A 21,135-nucleotide genomic window follows, 5' to 3' on the forward strand; every position below is an offset into this window, starting at 1 on the left:
CTTGTCCTGATTTAAAGTTAATCCACTATATTTCATGCAGCATGACGCCGCAACGTTCCCACCAATCAAAAAGGTCGTCTGAAAACCGGAAATCCCCATTTTCAGACGACCTTTTCATGTTTCAGCTCCTATCAAGCGTCAATATTTTGCGCAATCAGGGCGTTGTTTTCGATGAAGGCGCGGCGCGGTTCGACTTCGTCGCCCATCAGGGTAACGAATACTTCGTCGGCGGCAATGGCGTCTTCAATGCGCACTTTCAACAGACGGCGTACTGTGGGGTCCATCGTGGTTTCCCAAAGCTGTTCGGGGTTCATCTCGCCCAAACCTTTGTATCGCTGGATGGACATGCCTTTTTGGGCGTTTTGGAGCAGGATGTTCAGCGCGGTTTCAAAGCTGTCCACGTCGTACTCGTTCTCGCCTTTATAAAGCTTGGCGCCCTCGCCGACCAAGCCTTTGAGTGCGGCGGCGGTTTGGGTGAGGGTTTGGTAGGCTTTGCTGTTGAGGAATTTGGGTTCGATGTAGCTGACCATGACGTTGCCGTGCAGCTTGCGGGTGATTTTGATGAAGCGGTTGCCTTCGTGACCTTCGATGCGTTCGAGGGCGACTTCTTTTTCGTCGAGCAGACCGGAAAGTTCGGCAACGGCTTTATCGGCGTTTTCAGACGACGTCAAATCGATGGGCGACGCGTGCAGCATGGCGCGCAGGACGAGTTCGTCGACGAAGCGGCTTTCCTGTTCGATAACGGTTTTCGCCAACAGGAATTGTTTGGCGGTATCGGCAAGTTCTGCGCCTTCGATTGTGCGGCCGTCTGAAACGATTTTGGCTTTTTCCAAAGCGAGGCCGAGCAGCCATTGGTCTTTTTCAAGTTCGTCTTTGAGGTAACGCTCCTGCTTGCCGTATTTGGCTTTGTAAAGCGGCGGCTGGGCGATGTAGATGTAGCCGCGTTCGACCAGCTCGGGCATTTGGCGGTAGAAGAAGGTCAGGAGCAAGGTGCGGATGTGCGCACCGTCCACGTCGGCATCGGTCATGATGATGATGCGGTGGTAACGCAGTTTTTCGGGGTTGAACTCTTCTTTGCCGATGCCTGCGCCCAGCGCGGTAATCAGGGTGGCGACCTCTTGGCTGGCGAGCATTTTTTCAAAACGGGCTTTTTCGACGTTCAAGATTTTGCCTTTGAGCGGCAAAATGGCTTGGAATTTACGGTCGCGGCCTTGTTTAGCGGAACCGCCTGCGGAATCGCCCTCGACCAGGTAAAGCTCTGACAAGGCAGGGTCTTTTTCTTGGCAGTCGGCGAGTTTGCCGGGCAGCCCCAAGCCGTCCATCACGCCTTTGCGGCGGGTGATTTCGCGGGCTTTGCGGGCAGCTTCGCGCGCGCGGGCGGCATCGACGATTTTGCTGGTGATGATTTTGGCTTCGGTCGGGTTTTCTTCAAGGAAGTCGGTCAGTGCTTGGTTGATGACTTCGTTGACAACGGGGCCGATTTCGCTGGAAACCAGTTTGTCTTTGGTTTGTGATGAGAATTTGGGGTCGGGCAGTTTGACGGACAACACACAGGTCAAACCTTCGCGCATATCGTCGCCTGCAGTTTCAACTTTGGCTTTTTTGGCGACTTCGTTGGCTTCGATGTAGCTGTTGATGGTGCGCGTCATCACTTGGCGCAACGCGGTCAAGTGCGTACCGCCATCGCGCTGCGGGATGTTGTTGGTAAAGCACTGCACGCTTTCCTGATAGCTGTCGTTCCACTGCATCGCACATTCGACGCTCATGCCGTCTTTCTCGCCGAACGCGTAGAAGATTTTTTCGTGCAACGGCGTTTTTTTGCGGTTCATGTATTGCACGAACCCGGCCACGCCGCCGGAAAGGGCGAAGCTTTCGTGTTTGCCATCGCGCTCGTCAATCAATTCGATGTCCACGCCGTTGTTCAGGAAGGAAAGTTCGCGGATGCGCTTGGCGAGGATGTCGAAGCTGTATTCGACGTTGCCGAAGGTTTCCGCGCTGGCGAGGAAGCGTACGGTCGTGCCTTTTTTGTCGGAATCGCCGACAACTTTCAACGGCTCTTCGGTTTCGCCGCGTACGAAGCGGACGAAGTGTTCTTTGCCATCGCGGTAGATGGTCAGCGTTACCCAGTCGGACAGCGCGTTGACGACGGACACGCCCACGCCGTGCAGACCGCCGGAGATTTTGTAGCTGTTGTTGTCGAACTTACCGCCCGCGTGCAATACGGTCATGATGACTTCGGCGGCGGAGCGTCCTTCTTTAGGGTGAATGCCGGTGGGCATGCCGCGCCCGTTGTCGGCCACGCTGACGGAATTGTCGGCATGGATGGTTACGGTGATTTTGTCGCAATGGCCGGCGAGGGCTTCGTCGATGGCGTTGTCCAATACTTCGAACACCATGTGGTGCAGGCCGCTGCCGTCCTGCGTGTCGCCGATATACATACCGGGGCGTTTGCGTACCGCTTCCAAGCCTTCCAGCACTTGTATGCTGTCGGCGCCGTATTCTTCGTGTTTTTGGTCAGTCATGGTCTTTATCTGTAAGATTTTTTTAAAAGAATTTCTGCTGAGGTCGTCTGAACGACAGTTGGGCGCGCCACCCGGACGGTCAAGCTGTCCGACGGACGGAAATAGACCGCCATTATACCTGATTCTGCTGGAAAATTCAGCAGCTTAGCACGTTTGCGGCGAGCTTCGGGGCGGCAAAGTTCCGTTATCAAACTGCATCGTCTTCAGTCTGCTTCGGTTTGTCCGCCGTTCCATCTGGGCACGCCTTCGGTTTCGATGCCGAACATGTCCAAAGCATGTGCCACGCTGTGGGTAATGATGTCGTCAATGGTTTGCGGCTGCTGATACATGGCAGGAATGGGCGGGAAAATAATGCCGCCCATTTCGGTCACTCGGCGCATGTTTTCAATATGGGCAAGGTTTAACGGCGCTTCACGCACCATCAGCACCAACCGCCGGCGTTCTTTCAAAACCACATCGGCAGCGCGGGTCAAAAGATTGTCGCCGAACCCGTGCGCGACGGATGCCAGCGTCCGCATGGAGCAAGGGGCAATCAACATCCCGTCTGTTTTAAACGAGCCGCTGGCAATGCGTTCGCCGATGTGGTTGACGGAATACACGACATCGGCGAGCGCATAGACTTCTTCTTTTGTGTAGCCCGTTTCCAAAGCACGTGTCATTTCCGCACCTTTGGAAACCACCAAATGCGTTTCGACGTCATGTGCGCGCAAAAGCTGTAAGGCTTTGACTCCATATTGGAAACCGCTGGCACCGCTGATGCCGATAATCAGGCGTCGGGTCATAAATAATCTTTCTGTGGGTCGTCTGAAAAATAACCGAGGGGGTTCATTATAGTAAAAATCGCCACTTGGAATAACACAGCAATACAAATTGTCGGCGCTTGTGAATATCCGATAGAATACTGTTTTTTCATCCTTAGGGTCGTCTGAAAGGGACACGATATGGCAAAAGCAAAAGGCGGTTTGGGCCGCGGTTTAGATTCCCTGATTTCCAACGGCGTGGACAACAGCAGCAGCGACCGCCTGACTACCGTCGCCATCAACGACATCCAACCCGGCCGCTATCAGGCGCGGGTACAGATGGACGACGAAGCCTTGCAGGAGCTGGCGGATTCGATTAAAGCGCAAGGCGTTATCCAGCCGGTCATCGTGCGCGAACACGGCCTTTCCCAATATGAACTGATCGCCGGCGAACGCCGCTGGCGCGCATCCCAACTCGCCGGGCTGACCGAGATTCCGGTCGTCATCAAAACCATCAGCGACGAAACCGCGCTGGCAATGGGTTTGATTGAAAACCTGCAACGCGAAAACTTAAACCCGATTGAAGAAGCGCAAGGTTTGAAACGCCTCGCCGACGAGTTCGGACTGACTCATGAAACCATCGCCAAGGCGGTCGGCAAAAGCCGCAGCGCCATTTCCAACAGCCTGCGCCTGTTGAGCCTGCCCGAGCCGGTCCAAGAAATGCTCTACCACCGCCATCTTGAAATGGGACACGCCCGTGCCCTGCTGACCCTGCCCGTGGTCGAGCAGCTTGAATTGGCGCAAAAAGCGGTAAAAAACGGTTGGTCGGTGCGCGAAGTCGAACGCCGCAGCCAAATCGCCCATCAAACCAAACAGGAAATCAAAAAAACCATCAGCCCCGATATACGTCGTCTGAATGATGTATTGACCGAAAGGCTGGGCGTTAATGCGGAAGTCAAAACCACCAATCACAAAAAAGGCAAAATCGTCCTCCACTTTGATACGCCGGAAACATTTGAATATCTGCTGAAACAGTTGGGCATTGATTATCAGGCATAAGACGACAATCAGATATCGACCAAAAGCCTTTTCGACCGCTTTTCAAGCCGGGTTTTGCATGATGCGAAACCCGGCTTTTTCAATATATAGTGGATTAACTTTAAACCAGTACGGCGTTGCCTCGCCTTAGCTCAAAGAGAACGATTCTCTAAGGTGCTGAAGTACCAAGTGAATCGGTTCCGTACTATCTGTACTGTCTGCGGCTTCGTCGCCTTATCCTGATTTAAATTTAATCCACTATAAGTCCCATGCTTGCCAACATAAAAAAGGTCGTCTGAAAACCCTTGTTTCAGGTTTTCAGACGACCTTTCGTCTTGTTTCAAACCGTTTCAATCAGTCTTTGAACCGTTTGAACACCAGCGTGCCGTTGGTACCGCCGAAGCCGAAGGAATTGGAGATGGCAACGTCGATTTTCGCGTCGCGCGCTTCGTTGGCGCAGTAGTCCAAATCGCAGCCCGCTTCGATGTCTTGTTCGAAGATGTTGATAGTCGGCGGGGATTTTTGCTCGTGTACCGCCAACACGCTGTACAGCGCTTCCACGCCGCCTGCCGCGCCGAGTAAGTGGCCGGTCATGGATTTGGTGGAGTTGACGATGACTTTGCGGGCATGGTCGCCCAGCGCGCGTTTGAGCGCTTTGGTTTCGTTGGCATCGCCCAGCGGAGTGGACGTACCGTGTGCGTTGACGTAATCGACGTCTTCGGGATTCAGTCCGGCATCTTTCAGCGCGCGGGTAACCGCCAACGCAGGGCCTTCTTCGTTCGGGGCGGTGATGTGGTAAGCATCAGAACTCATGCCGAAACCGACGATTTCGGCGTAGATTTTCGCACCGCGTTTTTTGGCGTGTTCCAATTCTTCCAACACCAGCACGCCCGCACCTTCGCCGATAACGAAGCCGTCGCGGCCTTTGTCCCACGGACGGGAAGCGGTGGCGGGATCGTCGTTGCGGGTGGAAAGGGCTTTCATCGCAGCAAAGCCGCCGACGCCCAAAGTGCTGATGGCGCCTTCGGCACCGCCGGCAATCATCACGTCCGCGTCGCCGTATTTGATCAGTCGGGCGGAGTCGCCGATGGAGTGCGCGCCGGTGGTACAGGCGGAAACCATGCCGTAGCTGGGGCCGCGGTAGCCTTTGAGGATGGTAACGTGACCCGCAATCAGGTTAATCAGCGAGCCGGGGATAAAGAAAGGATTGATTTTACGCGCGCCGCCTTCGAGTACGGCTTTACCGGTGGCTTCGATGCTGGGCAGGCCGCCGATGCCGGAACCGATGTTCACGCCGACGCGGTCTTTATCGAGGCTTTCCAATTCGTCCAAACCGGCATCGTTGATGGCTTGCAGCGCGGCGGCGATGCCGTAGTGGATGAATACGTCCATGCGGCGGGCTTCTTTGGCGCTGATGTATTGGCCGATGTCGAAATCGCGCACTTCGCCGGCGATTTGGCTGTTGATGTCGGATGCGTCAAAGCGGGTAATCCGGCCGATGCCGCTTTTGCCTGCGAGCAGGTTGCTCCATGCGGTGGCGACGTCGTTGCCGACCGGTGATACTTGGCCGAGGCCTGTGATGACTACTCTTCTCTGACTCATGATAATCTCGCTGTTGGTTTTCGGTAGGATGCGGCAAGATGCCGTCTGAAAATGATAATAGCGGTTCGGAATCGGATTCCGGGCGGCTATTATAACGGATTTTGCCCCACATATATAAGGTAACAGCCTCTATTGCGCTAACGCAGCAGAGGCTGGGGTGTTTGGTGCGGCCGATTAGCCGTTGTGGGCGTTGATGTAGTCGATAGCCAGTTGTACGGTAGTGATTTTTTCGGCTTCTTCATCGGGGATTTCGCAACCGAAAGCTTCTTCCAAAGCCATAACCAATTCTACGGTATCCAAAGAATCTGCACCCAGGTCGTCTTGGAAGGAAGATTCGTTTTTCACTTCGGCTTCGTTTACGCCCAGTTGTTCAGCAACAATTTTCTTAACTTGTTGTTCGATGTTTGACATATCAGTCGTTCCTTTTGCCTTGCGGCGGGTTGTTTAAGAGAAATAAATTCGTCGGTATTGTACCGAGTTCGGATAGAGTTTTCCATCTAAGTCTGCATTCTAACACAGATTATTCTGGAAAAACCTGTTGTTGTGCATATTAGCATAGCCTGATTTTAACCTACAAGCGGGAATTTGTTTTTGTTTAGCATCAATGAGTTAATAAGCAGAAAGGTCGTCTGAAAACTGAAATTCCAGTTTTCAGACGACCTTTTTTCATTCGCGGCAGCAGTGTCGCTACCCGCCCTTACCCCAAAAATTCTTTCAAAAACAGCAACACGCAGGCGAGTTCGTCGGCGGATTCGCGTTGCGTGCCGTTGCCGGTATGTCCGCCGCCGTCCGGAGCGTAGAGCCACGATTGCGCGGAGGTTTCGCGCAGTTTGGCGTAGAACTTGAGCGCGTGGGCGGGATGGACGCGGTCGTCGCTGAGGCTGGTGGTAATGAGCGCAGGCGGATAATTGATGCCGTCTGAAAGATTGTGATACGGCGACAATTCGCCCAGCCAGCGTTTGCAGACTTCGTATTTCTGCGGGTTGCCGTATTCGTCCGTCCAGCTTGCGCCGGCGGAGAGCAGCGGATAGCGGATCATGTCGGTCAGCGGCACTTCGCACACCAGCGCGCCTATGCTTTGCGGTTCGCGCACGAAGGCGGCGGCGGTAATCAGGCCGCCGTTGCTGCCGCCCTGCAAACCGATGTGTTCGGGCGAACTCATGCCGCGTTCGGACAAATCGCGCACGACGGCAAGCAAATCGTCAACGCTTTTGTGTTTGCTGATTCCCTGCGCCGCCTGATGCCAGCGCGGGCCGAACTCGCCGCCGCCGCGTATGTTCGCCAACACGAAGGCGTTGCCCTCTTCCAGCCAGTATTTGCCGATGCTGCCCAGATAATGCGGCAGCTCGGGCACGCCGAAACCGCCGTAGGCATAGACCAGCGTCGGCGTGTCGGGCGCGGCGTTTTTGCCGACGTAGAAATAAGGGATGCGCTCGCCGTCGGACGACACCGTCCAAAACTGCCGCACTTCGATGCCGTCTGAAACAAACTGCTGCGGCTGGCGGCGCATGACGGTCAGTTCCATCACGTTCAAATCCAGCGCAAACAGCGTCAGCGGCGTGGTGAAATCGCTGGCGGCAAGGTAAACCACGTCGCCGCCCCAAGGCTGGTCGGTCATTTCCAGCGCGCCCGAAGGCAGGCGCGGCAGTTCGGCCTCCTGCCATTTGCCGTCGGCAAAGCGCCATGCTTTCAGACGACCCTGTACGTTTTCCAAAAGGCTCGCCACCACAAAACGCTTGGTCGTTTCCACGCTTTCCAATGCCTGCGTTTCATCGGGCGCAAACAAAAGCTGCGCCGCCCCGAGTTCGCCCCGATTCAGCTTCACCGCCACCAGCGCGCCGCTCGGATAGCTTTGGTTCGCGCGGTTCCAGTCCTTGCGCAGCGTCAGCAAAAGATGTCCCGCCAGATAGCCGACCACGTCGCAATCGGCAGGCAGGTTCAACGGTTTCGCCTCGCCTTCAGACGACACCTGTAAATACGTCTTGGTATAAAAACCGTCCGACGCTTCAATCAAATCAATCGGCGAACCCTGCGGATCAAGATAACGCCACGCGTTCACCATCATCCCGTCTTTACTGATTTGGTACACCGGCAGGCTTTCCTCGAAACTCTTGCCTCGCTCCACCAGCCACACCTCGCGCGGATAGCCCGATTCGGTCAACTGCCGCTCGTCCCAGGCCGGACATACCCACACGCTGTTTTCGTCGCGCCACGACACATGGTTTTTCCCCGCCGGAAAATGAAAGCCGCCCTCGACCAGCCCGCCCGCTTCCAAATCCACTTCCAACGTATAAGCCGTATCGCCGCCCGACTTACTCAAAGTCAATAGCGCGCGGTTGGGCTGCTCCACCAAGTGCGACACCCCGCCCAAATACACATCGTCGCCGAGCAACTCGTCGAAATCCGCCACCGAAAACAGGATTTTCCACTCGGGATAGCCCGAACGGTAGGTCGCCGCCGTACACACGCGGTACACGCCCTTCGGATATTCCGCATCCTGATGAAAATGGTACATCCGCGCGCGGTGCTCCTGACAAAACGGAATCTGCCGCGTGTCCTGCATCTGCGCCAAAATCCCGTCCGACAGTGCGCGCGCTTTATCGTTTTCCAAAAAGCGCTTGCGCGTTTCAGCATGTGCTTCAGCGGCGAAATTTTGCGTTTCGGGGGCGTCGAGGTTTTCGAAATGGAGATAGGAATCGGGGTAGGATTTCATAGAAGAGAGGCCGTCTGAAAATAGCGAAAGCGGGAATTATAGCGGGAAAGCCTTGCAGACAGATGAAAAGGTCGTCTGAAAGCCGACGATATCAGCTTTCAGACGACCTTTTACTGTTTTCAAACCCGAATCAGTCAAACAGTTCGCCGACTTTGTCCCAGAACGATTTTTTGCGCGGGGTTTGGCTGCGGTCGAGACCGGTGGAGATTTTCTCGAACTCTTCCAGCAACTCTTTCTGGCGGTCGGTCAGGTTGACCGGCGTTTCCACCACAACGTGGCAGTACAAATCGCCTGTCGCGCTGGAGCGTAGGGATTTGATGCCTTTGCCTTTGACGCGCATACGGCGGCCGGTTTGCGTTTCTTTCGGGATGTTCAGTTTGACTTTGCCGTCCAAAGTCGGAACTTCGACTTCGCCGCCCAGGGCTGCGACGGCGAAACTGATGGGCAGCTCGCAATGCAAATCCAAGCCGTTGCGCTCGAAGATTTTGTGTTCTTTGACGCGGACGTTGACGTACAAATCGCCTGCGGGCGCGCCGTGCGTACCCGGTTCGCCTTCGCCGCTCAAGCGGATGCGTTGACCGTCGTCGATGCCGGCGGGAATGTTGACTTCAACGGTTTTGCTGGTTTTGGTGCGGCCTTCGCCACGGCATTTGACGCACGGATCTTTGATTTCCTTGCCTGTGCCGTGGCAGGTCGGACAAGTCTGCTGCATCTGGAAAATGGCTTGGCGGACGTGTACCGTGCCGGAACCGTGACAGGTCGAACAAGTCGATGCGGACGTGCCGGGTTTTGCGCCGCTACCGTGGCAGACATCGCATTCTTCGTAAGTCGGGATGTTGATGCGTTTTTTGATGCCTTTGGCGGCATCTTCCAACGTGATTTCCACGCCGACCTGCAAATCCGCGCCTTGATAGTTTGGCTGACGGCCGCCGCCCCCGCCTCCGCCGAACATTTGGCTGAAGATGTCGGAAAAGTCGAAGCCCTGCGCGCCGCCGAACCCACCAAAACCGCCGAATCCGCCCGCGCCGCCGCCCATACCCTGCTCAAATGCGGCATGGCCGTATTGGTCATACATGGCGCGTTTTTCTTTGTCGGACAAGGTGTCGTAGGCTTTTTGAACTTCTTTAAATTTTTCTTCCGCTTCTTTGTCGCCAGGATTGCGGTCGGGGTGGTATTTCATCGCCAGCTTGCGGTAGGCTTTTTTGATTTCGTCGTCGCTCGCACCGCGCGCCACGCCGAGTGTTGCATAAAAATCTTGGTTGCTCATGATAGTGATGGTTGTTGATATGTGTAAAAACTAGACCGGATATATGGGTGGGGTGGGGAAAACTCAAGAGTCTGAATAAAAGGTCGTCTGAAAAATACCGTTCTGTTTCAGACGACCTTTGTCAAACCGACCTACCGACAACCTGCTATAATCCCTCCTTTATTTTTCCTAACGTTTTCAAGCGAAAAACAGAATGACCATGCAAGAACATTACCAGCCCGCCGCCATCGAACCCGTGGCGCAGAAAAAATGGGACGACGCCCGTATTTTCAACGTCTCCGAAGACGCTTCCAAACCCAAATACTACTGCCTCTCCATGTTCCCCTACCCCAGCGGCAAGCTGCACATGGGGCATGTGCGCAACTACACCATCGGCGACGTATTGAGCCGCTTCAAACGCTTAAACGGCTTCAACGTCATGCAGCCTATGGGTTGGGACGCGTTTGGTATGCCTGCGGAAAACGCGGCGATGAAAAACAACGTCGCCCCCGCCGCTTGGACGTACGACAACATCGAATACATGAAAACCCAGCTCAAAAGCCTGGGTTTTGCGATTGACTGGGAGCGCGAAGTCGCCACCTGCAAACCCGAATACTACCGCTGGGAACAATGGCTGTTTACCAAACTGTTTGAAAAAGGCATCGTCTATCGCAAAAACGGCACGGTAAACTGGGATCCTGTCGACCAAACCGTCCTTGCCAACGAGCAAGTCATCGACGGACGCGGTTGGCGTTCGGGCGCGCTGATTGAAAAACGAGAAATCCCGATGTATTACTTCAAAATCACGGATTACGCCGAAGAGCTGCTCAACGATTTGGACAAGCTGGAACACTGGCCGGAACAAGTCAAAACCATGCAGCGCAACTGGATTGGCAAATCTCGCGGTATGACCGTGCGCTTCGCCGTTTCAGACGACAGCAAACAAGGTTTGGAAGGCGATTACGCGAAATTCCTGCAAGTTTATACCACCCGCCCCGACACGCTGATGGGCGCGACTTATGTCGCCGTTGCCGCCGAGCATCCGCTGGCAACCGCCGCAGCCGCCGACAAACCCGAATTGCAGGCATTTATCGCCGAATGCAAAGCCGGCTCGGTTGCCGAAGCCGATATGGCGACGATGGAGAAAAAAGGCGTGCCGACCGGCCGCTACGTCGTCAACCCGCTCAACGGCGACAAGCTGGAAGTGTGGATTGCCAACTATGTATTGTGGGGCTACGGCGACGGCGCGGTGATGGCGGTTCCGGCGCACGACGAACGCGATTTCGAGTTTGCCACCAAATACAATCTGCCGAAAAAACAAGTCATTGCCGTCGGCGACAACGCATTCGACGCAAACCAATGGCAAGAATGGTATGCCGACAAAGAAAACGGCGTATTGGTCAACAGCGGCGACTTGGACGGTATGAATTTTCAGACGGCCTTCGACGCCATCGCCGCCAAGCTGCAAAGCCAAGACGCTGGCGAACCGAAAACCCAATACCGCCTGCGCGACTGGGGCATTTCGCGCCAACGCTACTGGGGCTGCCCGATTCCCATCGTCCATTGCGAAAAATGCGGCGACGTACCCGTCCCAGCCGACCAACTGCCCGTCGTTTTGCCTGAAAACGTCGTACCCGACGGCATGGGTTCGCCGCTGGCAAAAATGCCCGAGTTTTACGAAACCACCTGCCCATGCTGCGGCGGCGCGGCAAAACGCGAAACCGACACCATGGACACCTTCATGGAATCGAGCTGGTACTTCTTCCGCTACATGTCGCCCAAGTTCGCAGAAGGTATGGTATCGGCTGAAGCCGCGAAATACTGGGGCGCGGTCGACCAATACATCGGCGGTATCGAACACGCGATTCTGCACCTCTTATACGCACGCTTCTTCACCAAACTGATGCGCGACGAAGGCTTGGTCAGCGTGGACGAACCGTTCGAACGCCTGCTCACGCAAGGCATGGTCGTCTGCGAAACCTACTACCGCGAAAACGACAAAGGTGGCAAAGACTGGATCAACCCCGCCGATGTCGAATTGACTTTCGACGACAAAGGCCGCCCCGTGTCCGCCGTCCTCAAAGCCGACGGACTGCCCGTCGTCATCAGCGGCACGGAAAAAATGTCCAAGTCCAAAAACAACGGCGTCGATCCGCAAGAATTGATTAACGCCTACGGCGCGGACACCGCACGCCTGTTCATGATGTTCGCCGCACCGCCCGAACAGTCCCTCGAATGGAGCGACAGCGGCGTCGAAGGCGCGCACCGCTTCCTGCGTCGTCTGTGGCGTACCGTTTACGAATACCTGAAGCAAGGCGAAGCAGTCAAAGCGTTCACAGGCAACCAAGACGGCTTGTCTAAAGAACTCAAAGACCTGCGCTACAAACTGCACGCCACCATCGCCAAAGTCAGTGACGACTACGGCCGCCGCCAGCAGTTCAACACCGCCATCGCCGCCGTGATGGAACTGCTCAACCAATACGACAAAACCGACACCGGCAGCGAACAAGGCCGCGCCGTCGCCCAAGAAGTATTGGAAACCGCCGTACGCCTGTTGTGGCCCATCGTGCCGCACATCTGCGAAACCCTGTGGAGCGAATTGAACAGCGCGAAACTGTGGGAAGCAGGCTGGCCGACAGTCGACGAAGCCGCCTTGGTCAAATCCGAAATCGAAGTGATGGTTCAAGTCAACGGCAAACTGCGCGGCAAAATCACCGTCGCCGCCGACGCCTCCAAAACCGACCTCGAAGCCGCCGCACTCGCCACCGAAGGCGCAGTGAAATTCATGGAAGGCAAGCCTGCGAAGAAAATCATCGTCGTACCGGGCAGACTGGTGAACATCGTGGTGTAAAGCCGATTCGGCATTGACTGCTGCAATTAAGAAAGGTCGTCTGAAAGCCTGCATACAGGTTTCAGACGACCTTTTTAAGGTAGATTGGGTTGTCTACATTACAGACCTCAAATAACTTAAATCTCAAAATCCAAAACATGAATTTATTTTTCGATACCGAATTGGGAAAGCAACAAAATAAAGCAACCCACAAAATCCGTGTAATGAGCGAGGCTTGGCTAGAAAAAAACGGCTACTGCCCCTGTTGCGGAAGCAAGCCGATGCAGAGATTTACCAATAACAAACCTGTTGCAGACCTCTTTTGTCCAAACTGTCACGAGCAATATGAATTAAAGAGTAAAAATCAAAAAACTATAGGTAACAGTGTGCCTGACGGTGCATATCACACCATGTTGGAGCGCATCCAGTCAGATACCAACCCCAACTTTTTCTTTCTTGCATATAAAAAAGCGGATTACTCCATACAGCAATTGGTGCTCGTACCTAAACATTTCATAACACCGGACATGATTATTCCCAGAAATAAAGGTATTAAAAACCGACCACACCACATCATGTGCTCCATTAATCTTGTACCTTTACCTGAAAGCGGCAAAATATTCTTAATAGACAATTCCCGCATTATCGAACCCGAAATCGTTCTGAAAAAATGGCAATCCAATCTATTTTTACGCAACCAAAATGCGGAGCGCAAAGGCTGGCTTTTGGCTATTATGAAATGTATCGATCAACTCCCCAAAGAATTCACATTGTCGCAAATGTATGAATTTGAAAACAGACTATCCATCCAATTTCCCCAAAACAACCATATCAAAGACAAAATCCGCCAACAGTTGCAAATTTTGCGTGATCAAAATATGATCGAATTCATTGGTCGCGGACTTTACAAAAAAATCAACAAATTGCACCCAACTCCCAAGGTGTTTTGATTTCAAATCATGATACTGAATTCACAAGGGATATTTAAAACACAACCGGCCGTAGCGTGGGCTTTGCCCACGGATTGTTTTTTAAAAAACAAAGGTCGTCTGAAAGCCTGCATACAGGTTTCAGACGACCTTTTTGCACAGTATGTTTTCGCAGACCAAGCCCGCATCACGAGTTAAGAGAACTCTTTAAAAGACAGCGGAAAAATGTAGTCCGATATATTAGAATAACCCTCTTTTCCAGACCGACTGGAAACACGGGTTAAAAAATCCCAACAAAGCCGATAATCAAGGAAAAAACATGAAGAAATTTACACTTGCTGCCTTATTAAGTGCCACCCTGCTTGCAGGCTGCTACAGCCTGCCCAAACCCACGATCATAACGATGGAGCAAATCCGCAACCTCGACTACGGACGTTATTCGAGCGACTACGAACAAATCGTCAAACGCCATCTCGCGCGTACCCTCATCGACCCCAATTCCTTGATGCTGGATGGTATTTCCAAGCCGCGCAAATTTGTACGTCTCGAGCGGACCTCCCTTCCGGTAAAAACCGACACACCCATCCGTGACATCCGCGGTTACATTGTATGCGCCCGTATCAATGCCAAAAACAGATACGGCGGCTATACCGGCTGGCAAGAACATGCCTACATCATCTATAACGGGCAACTGTATGAAGATGTGCTCGGTGCCCAGTGTTTCAACCAAGACGAACTTATGGTATCCGTCGAAGCAGGGGCTTACATCAAAGTAACAGAAAATGGTAACGAAATCCAAGTATACTAATAAGCCATACCCTTTACTTACCATCTTGCCAAACCATGAGCGGGCTATTTATATCCGACCCTCTCTCATTACAAACACGCATTTCCAAAAGTGGAAATTTATCCCTCGAACAACAGCCAAGACATCAAAAAATATTCAACAAACCGTAGCGTGGGCTTTGCCCACGGATTGTTTTTGGGAAAGCAAAGGTCGTCTGAAAGCCTGCATACAGGTTTCAGACGACCTTTCATATTTCGCGGGCATAGCCCACGCTACCAGTTGAACACTGTTGGAATACCGTTCTTTTCGATCGTGTTTCCATTGATGTGGCCCACAGACTGAGTTTACTGACGCACAAGGTCGTCTGAAAACCCAAAACTTACAATCTGTCCTTACGAGCGGTAGTCTGCGTTGATGGAGACGTAGTCGTGCGACAGGTCGCAGGTATAGACGGTGGCGGAGGCTTGTCCGCGGTGGAGTTTGATGCGGACGGTGATTTCGTCTTTCGCCATCACTGCCTGCCCTTGTTCTTCGGTGTAGCTTGCGGCGCGGCCGCCGTTTTCGGCAACCAATACGTCATCAAGATACATTTCGAGGGCGTCGGCATCCAAATCGGCGATGCCTGCGTAGCCGATGGCGGCGAGCAGTCTGCCGAGGTTGGGGTCGGAGGCGAAGAAGGCGGTTTTAACGAGGGGCGAGTGGGCAACGGCGTAGGCGACTTGGCGGGCTTCGTCGCGGGTTTTGGCGTTTTCGACGCGGACGGTGATGAATTTGGTCGCGCCTTCGCCGTCACGGACGATGGCTTGGGCGAGTTCGAGGGCGAGGCTGCCGAGCAGGTCTTTGAGCTGTTTGTAGCGCGGGTCGGCGATATTGTCGATTTCGCTTTGGCTGTTTTTGCCGGTGGCGATGATGACGAAGCTGTCGTTGGTGCTGGTGTCGCCGTCAACGGTGATGGTGTTGAAGGTTTCGTCGGCGATTTCTTGGGTCATCAGCTGGAGGATGGGTTGGGAAACTTTGGCATCGGTGGCGATGAAGGAGAGCATGGTCGCCATGTTGGGGTGGATCATGCCGGAGCCTTTGGCGATGCCGGTGGCGCGGACGGTGTGTTTTTCGCCGACGCTGCCTTCGCGCGAGGCGGATTTGGGCACGGTGTCGGTGGTCATGATGGCGCGTGCGGCATCCGCCCAGTCGGCGGGCTGCATTTTGGGCAGGGCGGCGGTGATTTTGCCGACGGGCAGGGGCTCGAGGATGACGCCTGTGGAGAACGGGAGGACTTGGGAGGGTTTGCAGCCGGTTTGTTCGGCGGTGGCGGCGCAGGTTTCGATGGCGTCGATTCTGCCTTGCGCGCCTGTACCGGCGTTGGCGTTGCCGGTGTTGATGATGATGGCGCGTACGCCGTCTTCGTCGAAGAGGTGTGATTTGGCGATGTGGACGGGGGCGGCGCAGAAGCGGTTGGTGGTAAAGACGGCACCTACGGTGTTGCCGCCGGAAAGTACCATCAGGGTGAGGTCGGCGCGGTCGGTTTGTTTGATGCCTGCGCGGGCGGTGAAGAGTTGGATGCCGTCGATGTTCAGCAGTTGGTCTGCGGTTTTTTCTATGAGGTTGACTGCCATTTTGCTGCTCCTTTGTTTGGGGTTGCTATGGGTTTGGGTTTCAGACGACCTTTTTGGTTCATCGGGGTCGTCTGAAAAGTGTTCAGAATCCTAATACGGGGATGATAATCGGGGCGATGGCGGCGGTCAGTACGCCGTTGAGGGTCAGCCCCAGCCCTGCGTATGCCGCCATGCGCCGGCTGCGTTCGAGCGAGGCGGCGATGCCCATGGCGTGTGAGGCGGTGCCGAGCGACATGCCGACAGACGAGGGCATGCCGACAGTGTTTTTAAGCACGGTATAACCGGCTATCTGCCCGACCAGTCCGGCGACGATGACGGTGGCGGCGGTGATGGCGGGGATGCCGCCTATGGTGCGGGTGATTTCGATGGCGATGGGGTTGGTCACGGATTTGGCGGCGAGCGAGAGGACGACTTCGCGTTCCGCGCCCAGCCATTTGGCGAAATACATGCCTGTGATGATGCCGGTCACGCTGCCGGCGAGCTGCGAGACGATGACGGGCAGCCACTGGCTGAAGATTTTTTGACGGTTTTGGTAGAGCGGGACGGCAAGTGCGACGACGGCGGGTTTGAGCCAGAAGTCGATAAACTGCGCGGCATTGTGGTACACGGCGTAATCGATGTCGAGGATTTTGAGGTAGGCAATCAGGGTAACGGTGCTGATTAGGACGGGGTTGAGCAAGAGATAGCCCGTCCGCGCGCGGAGGATGAGTGCCAGCGCGTAAACCGCCAGCGTCAGGAAAAGCAGGACGCTGGGCTGCTGCCACAGGGAAAGGATGCCGTCCATCAGATTTTCTCCCGTATCCATTGATGCACCTTGCCCGTTACCAACAGGACGCATACGGTACTGGCGGCGGCGGAGACGAGTATCGACAGCCAACTGTCGGCAATCAAATCCAAATAGCTGATGATGGCGACACAGGGTGGCACAAGGAAAAGCGTCAGGTTTGCCATCAGCGCGTCGGTAAGCTGCTGCAACCACTCGGCTTTCACCCACCCCGCCTGAAGCATGGCAAACAGAATGCCCATGCCGATGATGCTGCCGGGCAGTTTGATGCCCGTAAGGTAGGCGGCGGTTTCGCCGAGCGCGAGGCAGCCGAGCAGGACGAGCAAGGCGCGGATGGTGTGCATGGGTCGGGTTTCCTCTATGGTTTGCCGCTTTGCAGACGGGCGGTTTATGAATCTTTGTTAATAATTGAATCATAACGCCCTTGGGGTCGTCTGAAAAGTGTGGCTCAGCCCGAATGCAACATCGATTTGCCGTTTTCGCGCTTATCCGCATCAATCAATGATGAAACCAAACGATAAGGTCGTCTGAAAGCATCTTGCCGGCTTTCAGACGACCTTGTCGGGTTGCCGCCCATAAAAAACGGCATGGTTCAAAAGCCACGCCGTCGGATAGGGATTTGTCCGCCTAGGATTTCCGGTAGGGGTTTTCCACACCTTCAATCAAGGCTCGCAGGTATTCGCGCAACTGCTTCTCGCCGCACCCCATCAGGAGCGCGTCTTCGAATGCGTCTTGCGCCGCCTGATAAAGCTCGGTCATATTTTCGGTCATGACTTTCACTTTTTCAGTGCAGGATACGATTTGCCCGTCGTCGTCATACCATTTGGGCATTTCAGGCATACTCACGTTGGTACTTTCCTAGACTTAATTGAGGAAACGGGACGGATCGTTTTTCTTCACGCGGCGGGCGAAGGCGTATTTGGCGTTCCAGTATTTGTTGCTGAGGCTGGTAACTTCGATACGTTTGCCGGTACGCGGCGCGTGGATGAAACGGTTGTTGCCGATGTAGAGGCCGACGTGGGAGATTCTGCCGCGACCCATCGTGCGGAAGAACACCATGTCGCCCGGCTGCAATTCGCTACGCGATACGCCGACACCCATTTTTGCCTGTGCGGCGGAAGTGCGCGGGAGGTTTACGCCCATCGAGCGTTTGAAGATGTGCTGCATGAAACCGCTGCAGTCGAAACCTGTGGACGCGGATGTACCGCCGTAGCGGTAGGCTACGCCCAAAAGCCCCATCGCGCTGCTGATGAGTTCGTCTGCATTGTCTGATGACTGTACAGAGCTTACGGGTTGACGGGGAGCGATCGCGGCAGTGATTGCGCGTCCGGGTTGGAGGAGTGCCGGGGAAGCAGGTTGTCTTGCATCTTCAAATTGGTTTAAAACCTGCTGTCTGTTTCTGACGAACGAATCGAGATCGTCGGCGTTTGCAAAATGAATGCCGGACAGCACATAGACCGAAGCCAATAGTGCCGCCAGCCTGGATAAGGCTTTCATGTTTGACTGATTCCATTTTCAGACGACCTGTCTGCCGCCTGCTATTATGTTATTCTGTATCTGGGATATGCAGGCGATTGTATATAAAAAACAGGATGTTTGGCAAAAAAGCGTCTGTTATATTGCGTTAAAGCGTTGTTTATAAAAAATTTGCGAAGACACTCAACCGATGATGATACCCACTCTGCTCGCCATGCGCGACTTTTCCAGAATGCGCGAAATTATTACCGTACTGACGAAATACGGCTTGGGCGGCTTTGTGCAGCGCATCCGTTTGGGCGCGGCGGGCGGGGACGAAGTGCATCCCGACAGCCGTTATATGAGTACGCCGCGACGCTTCCGCAAAGCGTTTGAGGAGCTGGGTCCGACCTTCGTCAAGCTCGGTCAGGTATTGTCCACGAGGGTCGATATTTTCGGTGCGGAGTGGATTGAAGAGTTCGAACAACTGCAAAGCAACGTCGCGCCGATACCGTCGTCTGAAATCTATACTTTGGTCGAAGCCTATCTGGGCAAACCCGTTTCCGAAGTGTTCCGCAGCATAGACCCGAAACCCGCCGGCAGCGCATCGGTAGCGCAGGTACACCGCGCCGAACTTTTAGACGGAACCGCCGTCGCCGTCAAAGTCAAACGCCCCGACATCGAGCCGGTCATTCAGGCGGATCTGCGGATTTTGAACCACCTCGCCAGACTGATGGAATCCGAAATCCCCGAAGTGCGCCGTTACCAGCCCGTATTGATGGTCGCCTATTTTGCCAAAAGTCTGGCAAAAGAAACCGACTTATCGGTGGAGCTGCGCTATATGCAGCGTTTCGGTCAGACCTTTTCAGACGACCCCTTGGTCCGCATCCCCGCCGTCTATCCCGACATTTCCAACCGGCACATCCTCGTACAAGACCACATCGGCGGCACGCTCCTGAAAGACGCCGACCTCGAAACCATGCCCCACACCTTGCGCAGCACTCTTGCCGGACGGATTACCGACACCCTCTTCACCATGATGCTGCGACAAGGTTTTTTCCATGCAGACCCCCATCCGGGCAACATCTTCATCAACGACAACGGCGGCATCACCTTCATCGACTTCGGGCTGGTCGGACACCTCGGCAACACCCGCCACCGCGAAATCCTCAACCTTATCAACGCCCTGACCAACAACGACGCGCTGCTCATCCAATACGTCCTCAGCGACTGGGCGCAGGGCGATTTGCCCGACGAAAACCTGCTCGGCGCAGACGTCTTGGAAATGCTGCTCAACTACGAACACACGCCCATCCGCGACCTGCGCGTCAGCCAAGTCATCAACGACATCACCTCCATCATGCGCCGCCACGTGCTGACCCTGCCCGGCGACCTCGTGATGCTCTTCAAGACCCTCATCACCCTCGAAGGCGTCGTCAAACGGCTCGACGGCAGTATCGAACTGCTCGAACGCGCCAAACCCATTACCGAAGCCGCCGTCAAAGAACAAGCCTCCGCCGCCCACATTGCCCGCAACGCCAAAACGCAACTGCGCACCCTGTTGCAAATGGCGGAGTCGCTGCCGCAAGACTTCTTCAGGCTGACCAGAATGCTGCAAAAAGGCAAATTCGGCATCACCCTAGACCTCAAGCAGTCAGACCGCATCAGCCATCAAATCGACAGCGCCGCCAACCGCCTGACCATGGGCATCGTCACCGCCGCCCTGATTATCGGTTCGTCCATCGTCATGAGTATAGACACCGGCCCCAAGTTTATCGGCTTCGTCGGCTACCTTATCGCCTTCGCCAACAGCCTGTGGATTATCTGGTCGGTGTGGCGGTCGGGGAAACACTAAACTGCCTGCTTCCGAAGCAGACCGCCTCAAAAGCAGGCAAGAAATTTTGTGCTTTGCACACCTTGCGGCAAGGTATTAAAACAACTTACGCACTTCGGCTTCGATATCCGCCGCCCGCATAAAGGTTTCGCCGATTAAGAACGTATGCACGCCATGTCCGCGCATAAAGTCCACATCGTCTTTGTTTCGGATACCGCTTTCCGTGACGACCGTTTTGCCCGATAGCTCGGGGAGCAGGTCTAAAGTTTGCTGGAGCGTAACTTCAAAAGTCCGCAGATTGCGGTTGTTCACACCCCAAAGCGGCGTGGTCATACTGCGGCATTTTTCCAATTCGGATTGATCGTGCAATTCCAGCAGCACGGTCAAGCCCAAATCGTGGGCAACGGCTTCAAAATGCGCCAACTGCGCGGCATCCAAAGCCGCCGCAATCAATAAAACCGCATCTGCGCCCCATGTGCGCGCCTGATAAATCTGATAGTCGTCGATGATGAAATCCTTGCGCAACACCGGCAGGCTGACCGCCGAACGCGCCTGTTTCAAATACTCGGGCGAACCTTGGAAATACACTTCGTCGGTCAACACAGACAAACAAGCCGCCCCTGCGCGTTCATAAGTGCGCGCAATATCCGCAGGGTGAAAATCAGGCCGTATCAGCCCTTTGCTGGGACTGGCTTTTTTGATTTCCGCGATAATGGCAGGCAAGTTTTGAGCGTGTTTATTGCGGATGGAAGCAAAAAAGTCACGCACAGGTTCGGCATCGCGCAACTGCGCTTTGACTTCCGCAAGTGGCGCAGCCGCTTTTTGAGCGGCCACTTCTTGGGCCTTGGTGGCAAGGATTTTATTGAGGATATCGGTCATAAATGGCTTTCGGTCAATACATGGCGGAACCACGCAAAACAGCAGGCAACCCGATGCCGCCGCTTTTTGCGTCCTTCCATACCGTAAAGGGAAAAACGGTTTATCTTAACATTTATGAGGTCGTCTGAAAAACAGAAGATGGTTTCAGACGACCTCCCCGCGA

At 54.5% G+C, this 21,135-nt stretch carries 18 protein-coding genes; 5 read left to right on the forward strand and 13 right to left on the reverse strand.

Annotated features, from left to right (window positions below; translation table 11 throughout):
- Window positions 1-131: 131 nt before the first annotated feature.
- A complete protein-coding gene (gene gyrB, locus HMPREF3050_RS05465) occupies window positions 132-2,522 on the reverse strand; it encodes a DNA topoisomerase (ATP-hydrolyzing) subunit B (protein WP_070773905.1) in 2,391 nt (796 codons plus the stop codon).
- A gap of 203 nt (window positions 2,523-2,725) precedes the next feature.
- A complete protein-coding gene (locus HMPREF3050_RS05470) occupies window positions 2,726-3,304 on the reverse strand; it encodes a UbiX family flavin prenyltransferase (RefSeq protein WP_003775953.1) in 579 nt (192 codons plus the stop codon).
- A 159-nt stretch (window positions 3,305-3,463) separates the two neighbouring features.
- Between HMPREF3050_RS05470 and HMPREF3050_RS05475 the strand changes: the two genes are divergently transcribed.
- On the forward strand, window positions 3,464-4,321 hold the full coding sequence (locus tag HMPREF3050_RS05475) for a ParB/RepB/Spo0J family partition protein (RefSeq protein ID WP_003761057.1): 858 nt from the start codon (window positions 3,464-3,466) through the stop codon (window positions 4,319-4,321).
- A 333-nt stretch (window positions 4,322-4,654) separates the two neighbouring features.
- On the opposite strand, the gene fabF is transcribed toward HMPREF3050_RS05475, so the two are convergent.
- The 4 genes from fabF to dnaJ all read right to left on the reverse strand — a co-directional run bounded on the left by fabF (window position 4,655) and on the right by dnaJ (window position 9,882).
- Complete coding sequence (fabF, locus tag HMPREF3050_RS05480; protein ID WP_070773907.1) at window positions 4,655-5,902, reverse strand: beta-ketoacyl-ACP synthase II; 1,248 nt, start codon at window positions 5,900-5,902, stop codon at window positions 4,655-4,657.
- A 174-nt stretch (window positions 5,903-6,076) separates the two neighbouring features.
- Window positions 6,077-6,313 carry an acyl carrier protein gene (acpP, locus tag HMPREF3050_RS05485; protein WP_003742600.1) on the reverse strand — a complete coding sequence of 79 codons (237 nt, stop codon included), beginning with the start codon at window positions 6,311-6,313 and terminating at the stop codon, window positions 6,077-6,079.
- A gap of 286 nt (window positions 6,314-6,599) precedes the next feature.
- Window positions 6,600-8,615 carry a prolyl oligopeptidase family serine peptidase gene (locus HMPREF3050_RS05490; RefSeq protein ID WP_070773909.1) on the reverse strand — a complete coding sequence of 672 codons (2,016 nt, stop codon included), beginning with the start codon at window positions 8,613-8,615 and terminating at the stop codon, window positions 6,600-6,602.
- Between the two features lie 130 nt (window positions 8,616-8,745).
- Window positions 8,746-9,882 (reverse strand): molecular chaperone DnaJ, encoded by a 1,137-nt coding sequence (gene dnaJ, locus HMPREF3050_RS05495; protein ID WP_003769239.1) that lies wholly within the window; start codon window positions 9,880-9,882, stop codon window positions 8,746-8,748.
- A 199-nt stretch (window positions 9,883-10,081) separates the two neighbouring features.
- On the opposite strand from dnaJ, the gene leuS reads away from it, so the two are divergent.
- From leuS to HMPREF3050_RS05510, 3 genes are all read left to right on the forward strand, one after another.
- Complete coding sequence (gene leuS / locus HMPREF3050_RS05500; protein ID WP_070773930.1) at window positions 10,082-12,712, forward strand: leucine--tRNA ligase; 2,631 nt, start codon at window positions 10,082-10,084, stop codon at window positions 12,710-12,712.
- A 137-nt stretch (window positions 12,713-12,849) separates the two neighbouring features.
- Window positions 12,850-13,641 (forward strand): DpnI domain-containing protein, encoded by a 792-nt coding sequence (locus HMPREF3050_RS05505; protein ID WP_070773911.1) that lies wholly within the window; start codon window positions 12,850-12,852, stop codon window positions 13,639-13,641.
- A 298-nt stretch (window positions 13,642-13,939) separates the two neighbouring features.
- Window positions 13,940-14,428 (forward strand): hypothetical protein, encoded by a 489-nt coding sequence (locus HMPREF3050_RS05510; protein ID WP_070773913.1) that lies wholly within the window; start codon window positions 13,940-13,942, stop codon window positions 14,426-14,428.
- Window positions 14,429-14,799: 371 nt separating this feature from the next.
- On the opposite strand, the gene argJ is transcribed toward HMPREF3050_RS05510, so the two are convergent.
- The 6 genes from argJ to HMPREF3050_RS05535 form a co-directional block, all read right to left on the reverse strand.
- Window positions 14,800-16,020 carry a bifunctional glutamate N-acetyltransferase/amino-acid acetyltransferase ArgJ gene (gene argJ, locus HMPREF3050_RS05515; protein ID WP_070773915.1) on the reverse strand — a complete coding sequence of 407 codons (1,221 nt, stop codon included), beginning with the start codon at window positions 16,018-16,020 and terminating at the stop codon, window positions 14,800-14,802.
- Window positions 16,021-16,102: 82 nt separating this feature from the next.
- Window positions 16,103-16,804, reverse strand: a complete 702-nt coding sequence (locus HMPREF3050_RS05520; protein ID WP_070773917.1) for an LrgB family protein — start codon at window positions 16,802-16,804, stop codon at window positions 16,103-16,105.
- Window positions 16,804-17,148, reverse strand: a complete 345-nt coding sequence (locus tag HMPREF3050_RS05525; protein WP_070773919.1) for a CidA/LrgA family protein — start codon at window positions 17,146-17,148, stop codon at window positions 16,804-16,806. The genes HMPREF3050_RS05520 and HMPREF3050_RS05525 overlap by 1 nt, the downstream gene beginning before the upstream one ends.
- A gap of 104 nt (window positions 17,149-17,252) precedes the next feature.
- The gene (locus HMPREF3050_RS14605) at window positions 17,253-17,393 is read right to left on the reverse strand and encodes a hypothetical protein (protein WP_156798174.1); all 141 of its coding nucleotides are present in this window, start codon (window positions 17,391-17,393) and stop codon (window positions 17,253-17,255) included.
- 38 nt (window positions 17,394-17,431) lie between these two features.
- Window positions 17,432-17,650: a hypothetical protein gene (locus HMPREF3050_RS05530; RefSeq protein ID WP_036529748.1), complete on the reverse strand. Its 219-nt coding sequence runs from the start codon at window positions 17,648-17,650 to the stop codon at window positions 17,432-17,434.
- An 18-nt stretch (window positions 17,651-17,668) separates the two neighbouring features.
- The gene (locus HMPREF3050_RS05535) at window positions 17,669-18,301 is read right to left on the reverse strand and encodes a C40 family peptidase (RefSeq protein WP_009313066.1); all 633 of its coding nucleotides are present in this window, start codon (window positions 18,299-18,301) and stop codon (window positions 17,669-17,671) included.
- Between the two features lie 169 nt (window positions 18,302-18,470).
- Here HMPREF3050_RS05535 and HMPREF3050_RS05540 point away from each other — a divergent pair, with 169 nt between their 5' ends.
- The gene (locus tag HMPREF3050_RS05540; RefSeq protein WP_070773921.1) at window positions 18,471-20,114 is read left to right on the forward strand and encodes an ABC1 kinase family protein; all 1,644 of its coding nucleotides are present in this window, start codon (window positions 18,471-18,473) and stop codon (window positions 20,112-20,114) included.
- Between the two features lie 75 nt (window positions 20,115-20,189).
- Here HMPREF3050_RS05540 and trpC read toward each other — a convergent pair whose 3' ends face one another.
- Window positions 20,190-20,972, reverse strand: a complete 783-nt coding sequence (gene trpC, locus HMPREF3050_RS05545) for an indole-3-glycerol phosphate synthase TrpC (RefSeq protein ID WP_070773923.1) — start codon at window positions 20,970-20,972, stop codon at window positions 20,190-20,192.
- Between the last annotated feature and the right edge of the window lie 163 nt (window positions 20,973-21,135).

The organism is Neisseria sp. HMSC065D04, assembly GCF_001815675.1.
Lineage (GTDB): Bacteria > Pseudomonadota > Gammaproteobacteria > Burkholderiales > Neisseriaceae > Neisseria.

Coding starts and splice junctions, on each gene's coding strand:
- HMPREF3050_RS05490 (WP_070773909.1), bottom strand. CDS start 8,615: ATGAAATCCTACCCCGATTCCTATCTCCATTTCGAAAACCTCGACGCC.
- HMPREF3050_RS14605 (WP_156798174.1), bottom strand. CDS start 17,393: ATGCCGTTTTTTATGGGCGGCAACCCGACAAGGTCGTCTGAAAGCCGG.
- HMPREF3050_RS05510 (WP_070773913.1), top strand. CDS start 13,940: ATGAAGAAATTTACACTTGCTGCCTTATTAAGTGCCACCCTGCTTGCA.
- acpP (WP_003742600.1), bottom strand. CDS start 6,313: ATGTCAAACATCGAACAACAAGTTAAGAAAATTGTTGCTGAACAACTG.
- gyrB (WP_070773905.1), bottom strand. CDS start 2,522: ATGACTGACCAAAAACACGAAGAATACGGCGCCGACAGCATACAAGTG.
- HMPREF3050_RS05525 (WP_070773919.1), bottom strand. CDS start 17,148: ATGCACACCATCCGCGCCTTGCTCGTCCTGCTCGGCTGCCTCGCGCTC.
- HMPREF3050_RS05520 (WP_070773917.1), bottom strand. CDS start 16,804: ATGGACGGCATCCTTTCCCTGTGGCAGCAGCCCAGCGTCCTGCTTTTC.
- HMPREF3050_RS05505 (WP_070773911.1), top strand. CDS start 12,850: ATGAATTTATTTTTCGATACCGAATTGGGAAAGCAACAAAATAAAGCA.
- fabF (WP_070773907.1), bottom strand. CDS start 5,902: ATGAGTCAGAGAAGAGTAGTCATCACAGGCCTCGGCCAAGTATCACCG.
- HMPREF3050_RS05475 (WP_003761057.1), top strand. CDS start 3,464: ATGGCAAAAGCAAAAGGCGGTTTGGGCCGCGGTTTAGATTCCCTGATT.
- trpC (WP_070773923.1), bottom strand. CDS start 20,972: ATGACCGATATCCTCAATAAAATCCTTGCCACCAAGGCCCAAGAAGTG.
- argJ (WP_070773915.1), bottom strand. CDS start 16,020: ATGGCAGTCAACCTCATAGAAAAAACCGCAGACCAACTGCTGAACATC.
- dnaJ (WP_003769239.1), bottom strand. CDS start 9,882: ATGAGCAACCAAGATTTTTATGCAACACTCGGCGTGGCGCGCGGTGCG.
- HMPREF3050_RS05535 (WP_009313066.1), bottom strand. CDS start 18,301: ATGAAAGCCTTATCCAGGCTGGCGGCACTATTGGCTTCGGTCTATGTG.
- leuS (WP_070773930.1), top strand. CDS start 10,082: ATGCAAGAACATTACCAGCCCGCCGCCATCGAACCCGTGGCGCAGAAA.
- HMPREF3050_RS05540 (WP_070773921.1), top strand. CDS start 18,471: ATGATGATACCCACTCTGCTCGCCATGCGCGACTTTTCCAGAATGCGC.
- HMPREF3050_RS05470 (WP_003775953.1), bottom strand. CDS start 3,304: ATGACCCGACGCCTGATTATCGGCATCAGCGGTGCCAGCGGTTTCCAA.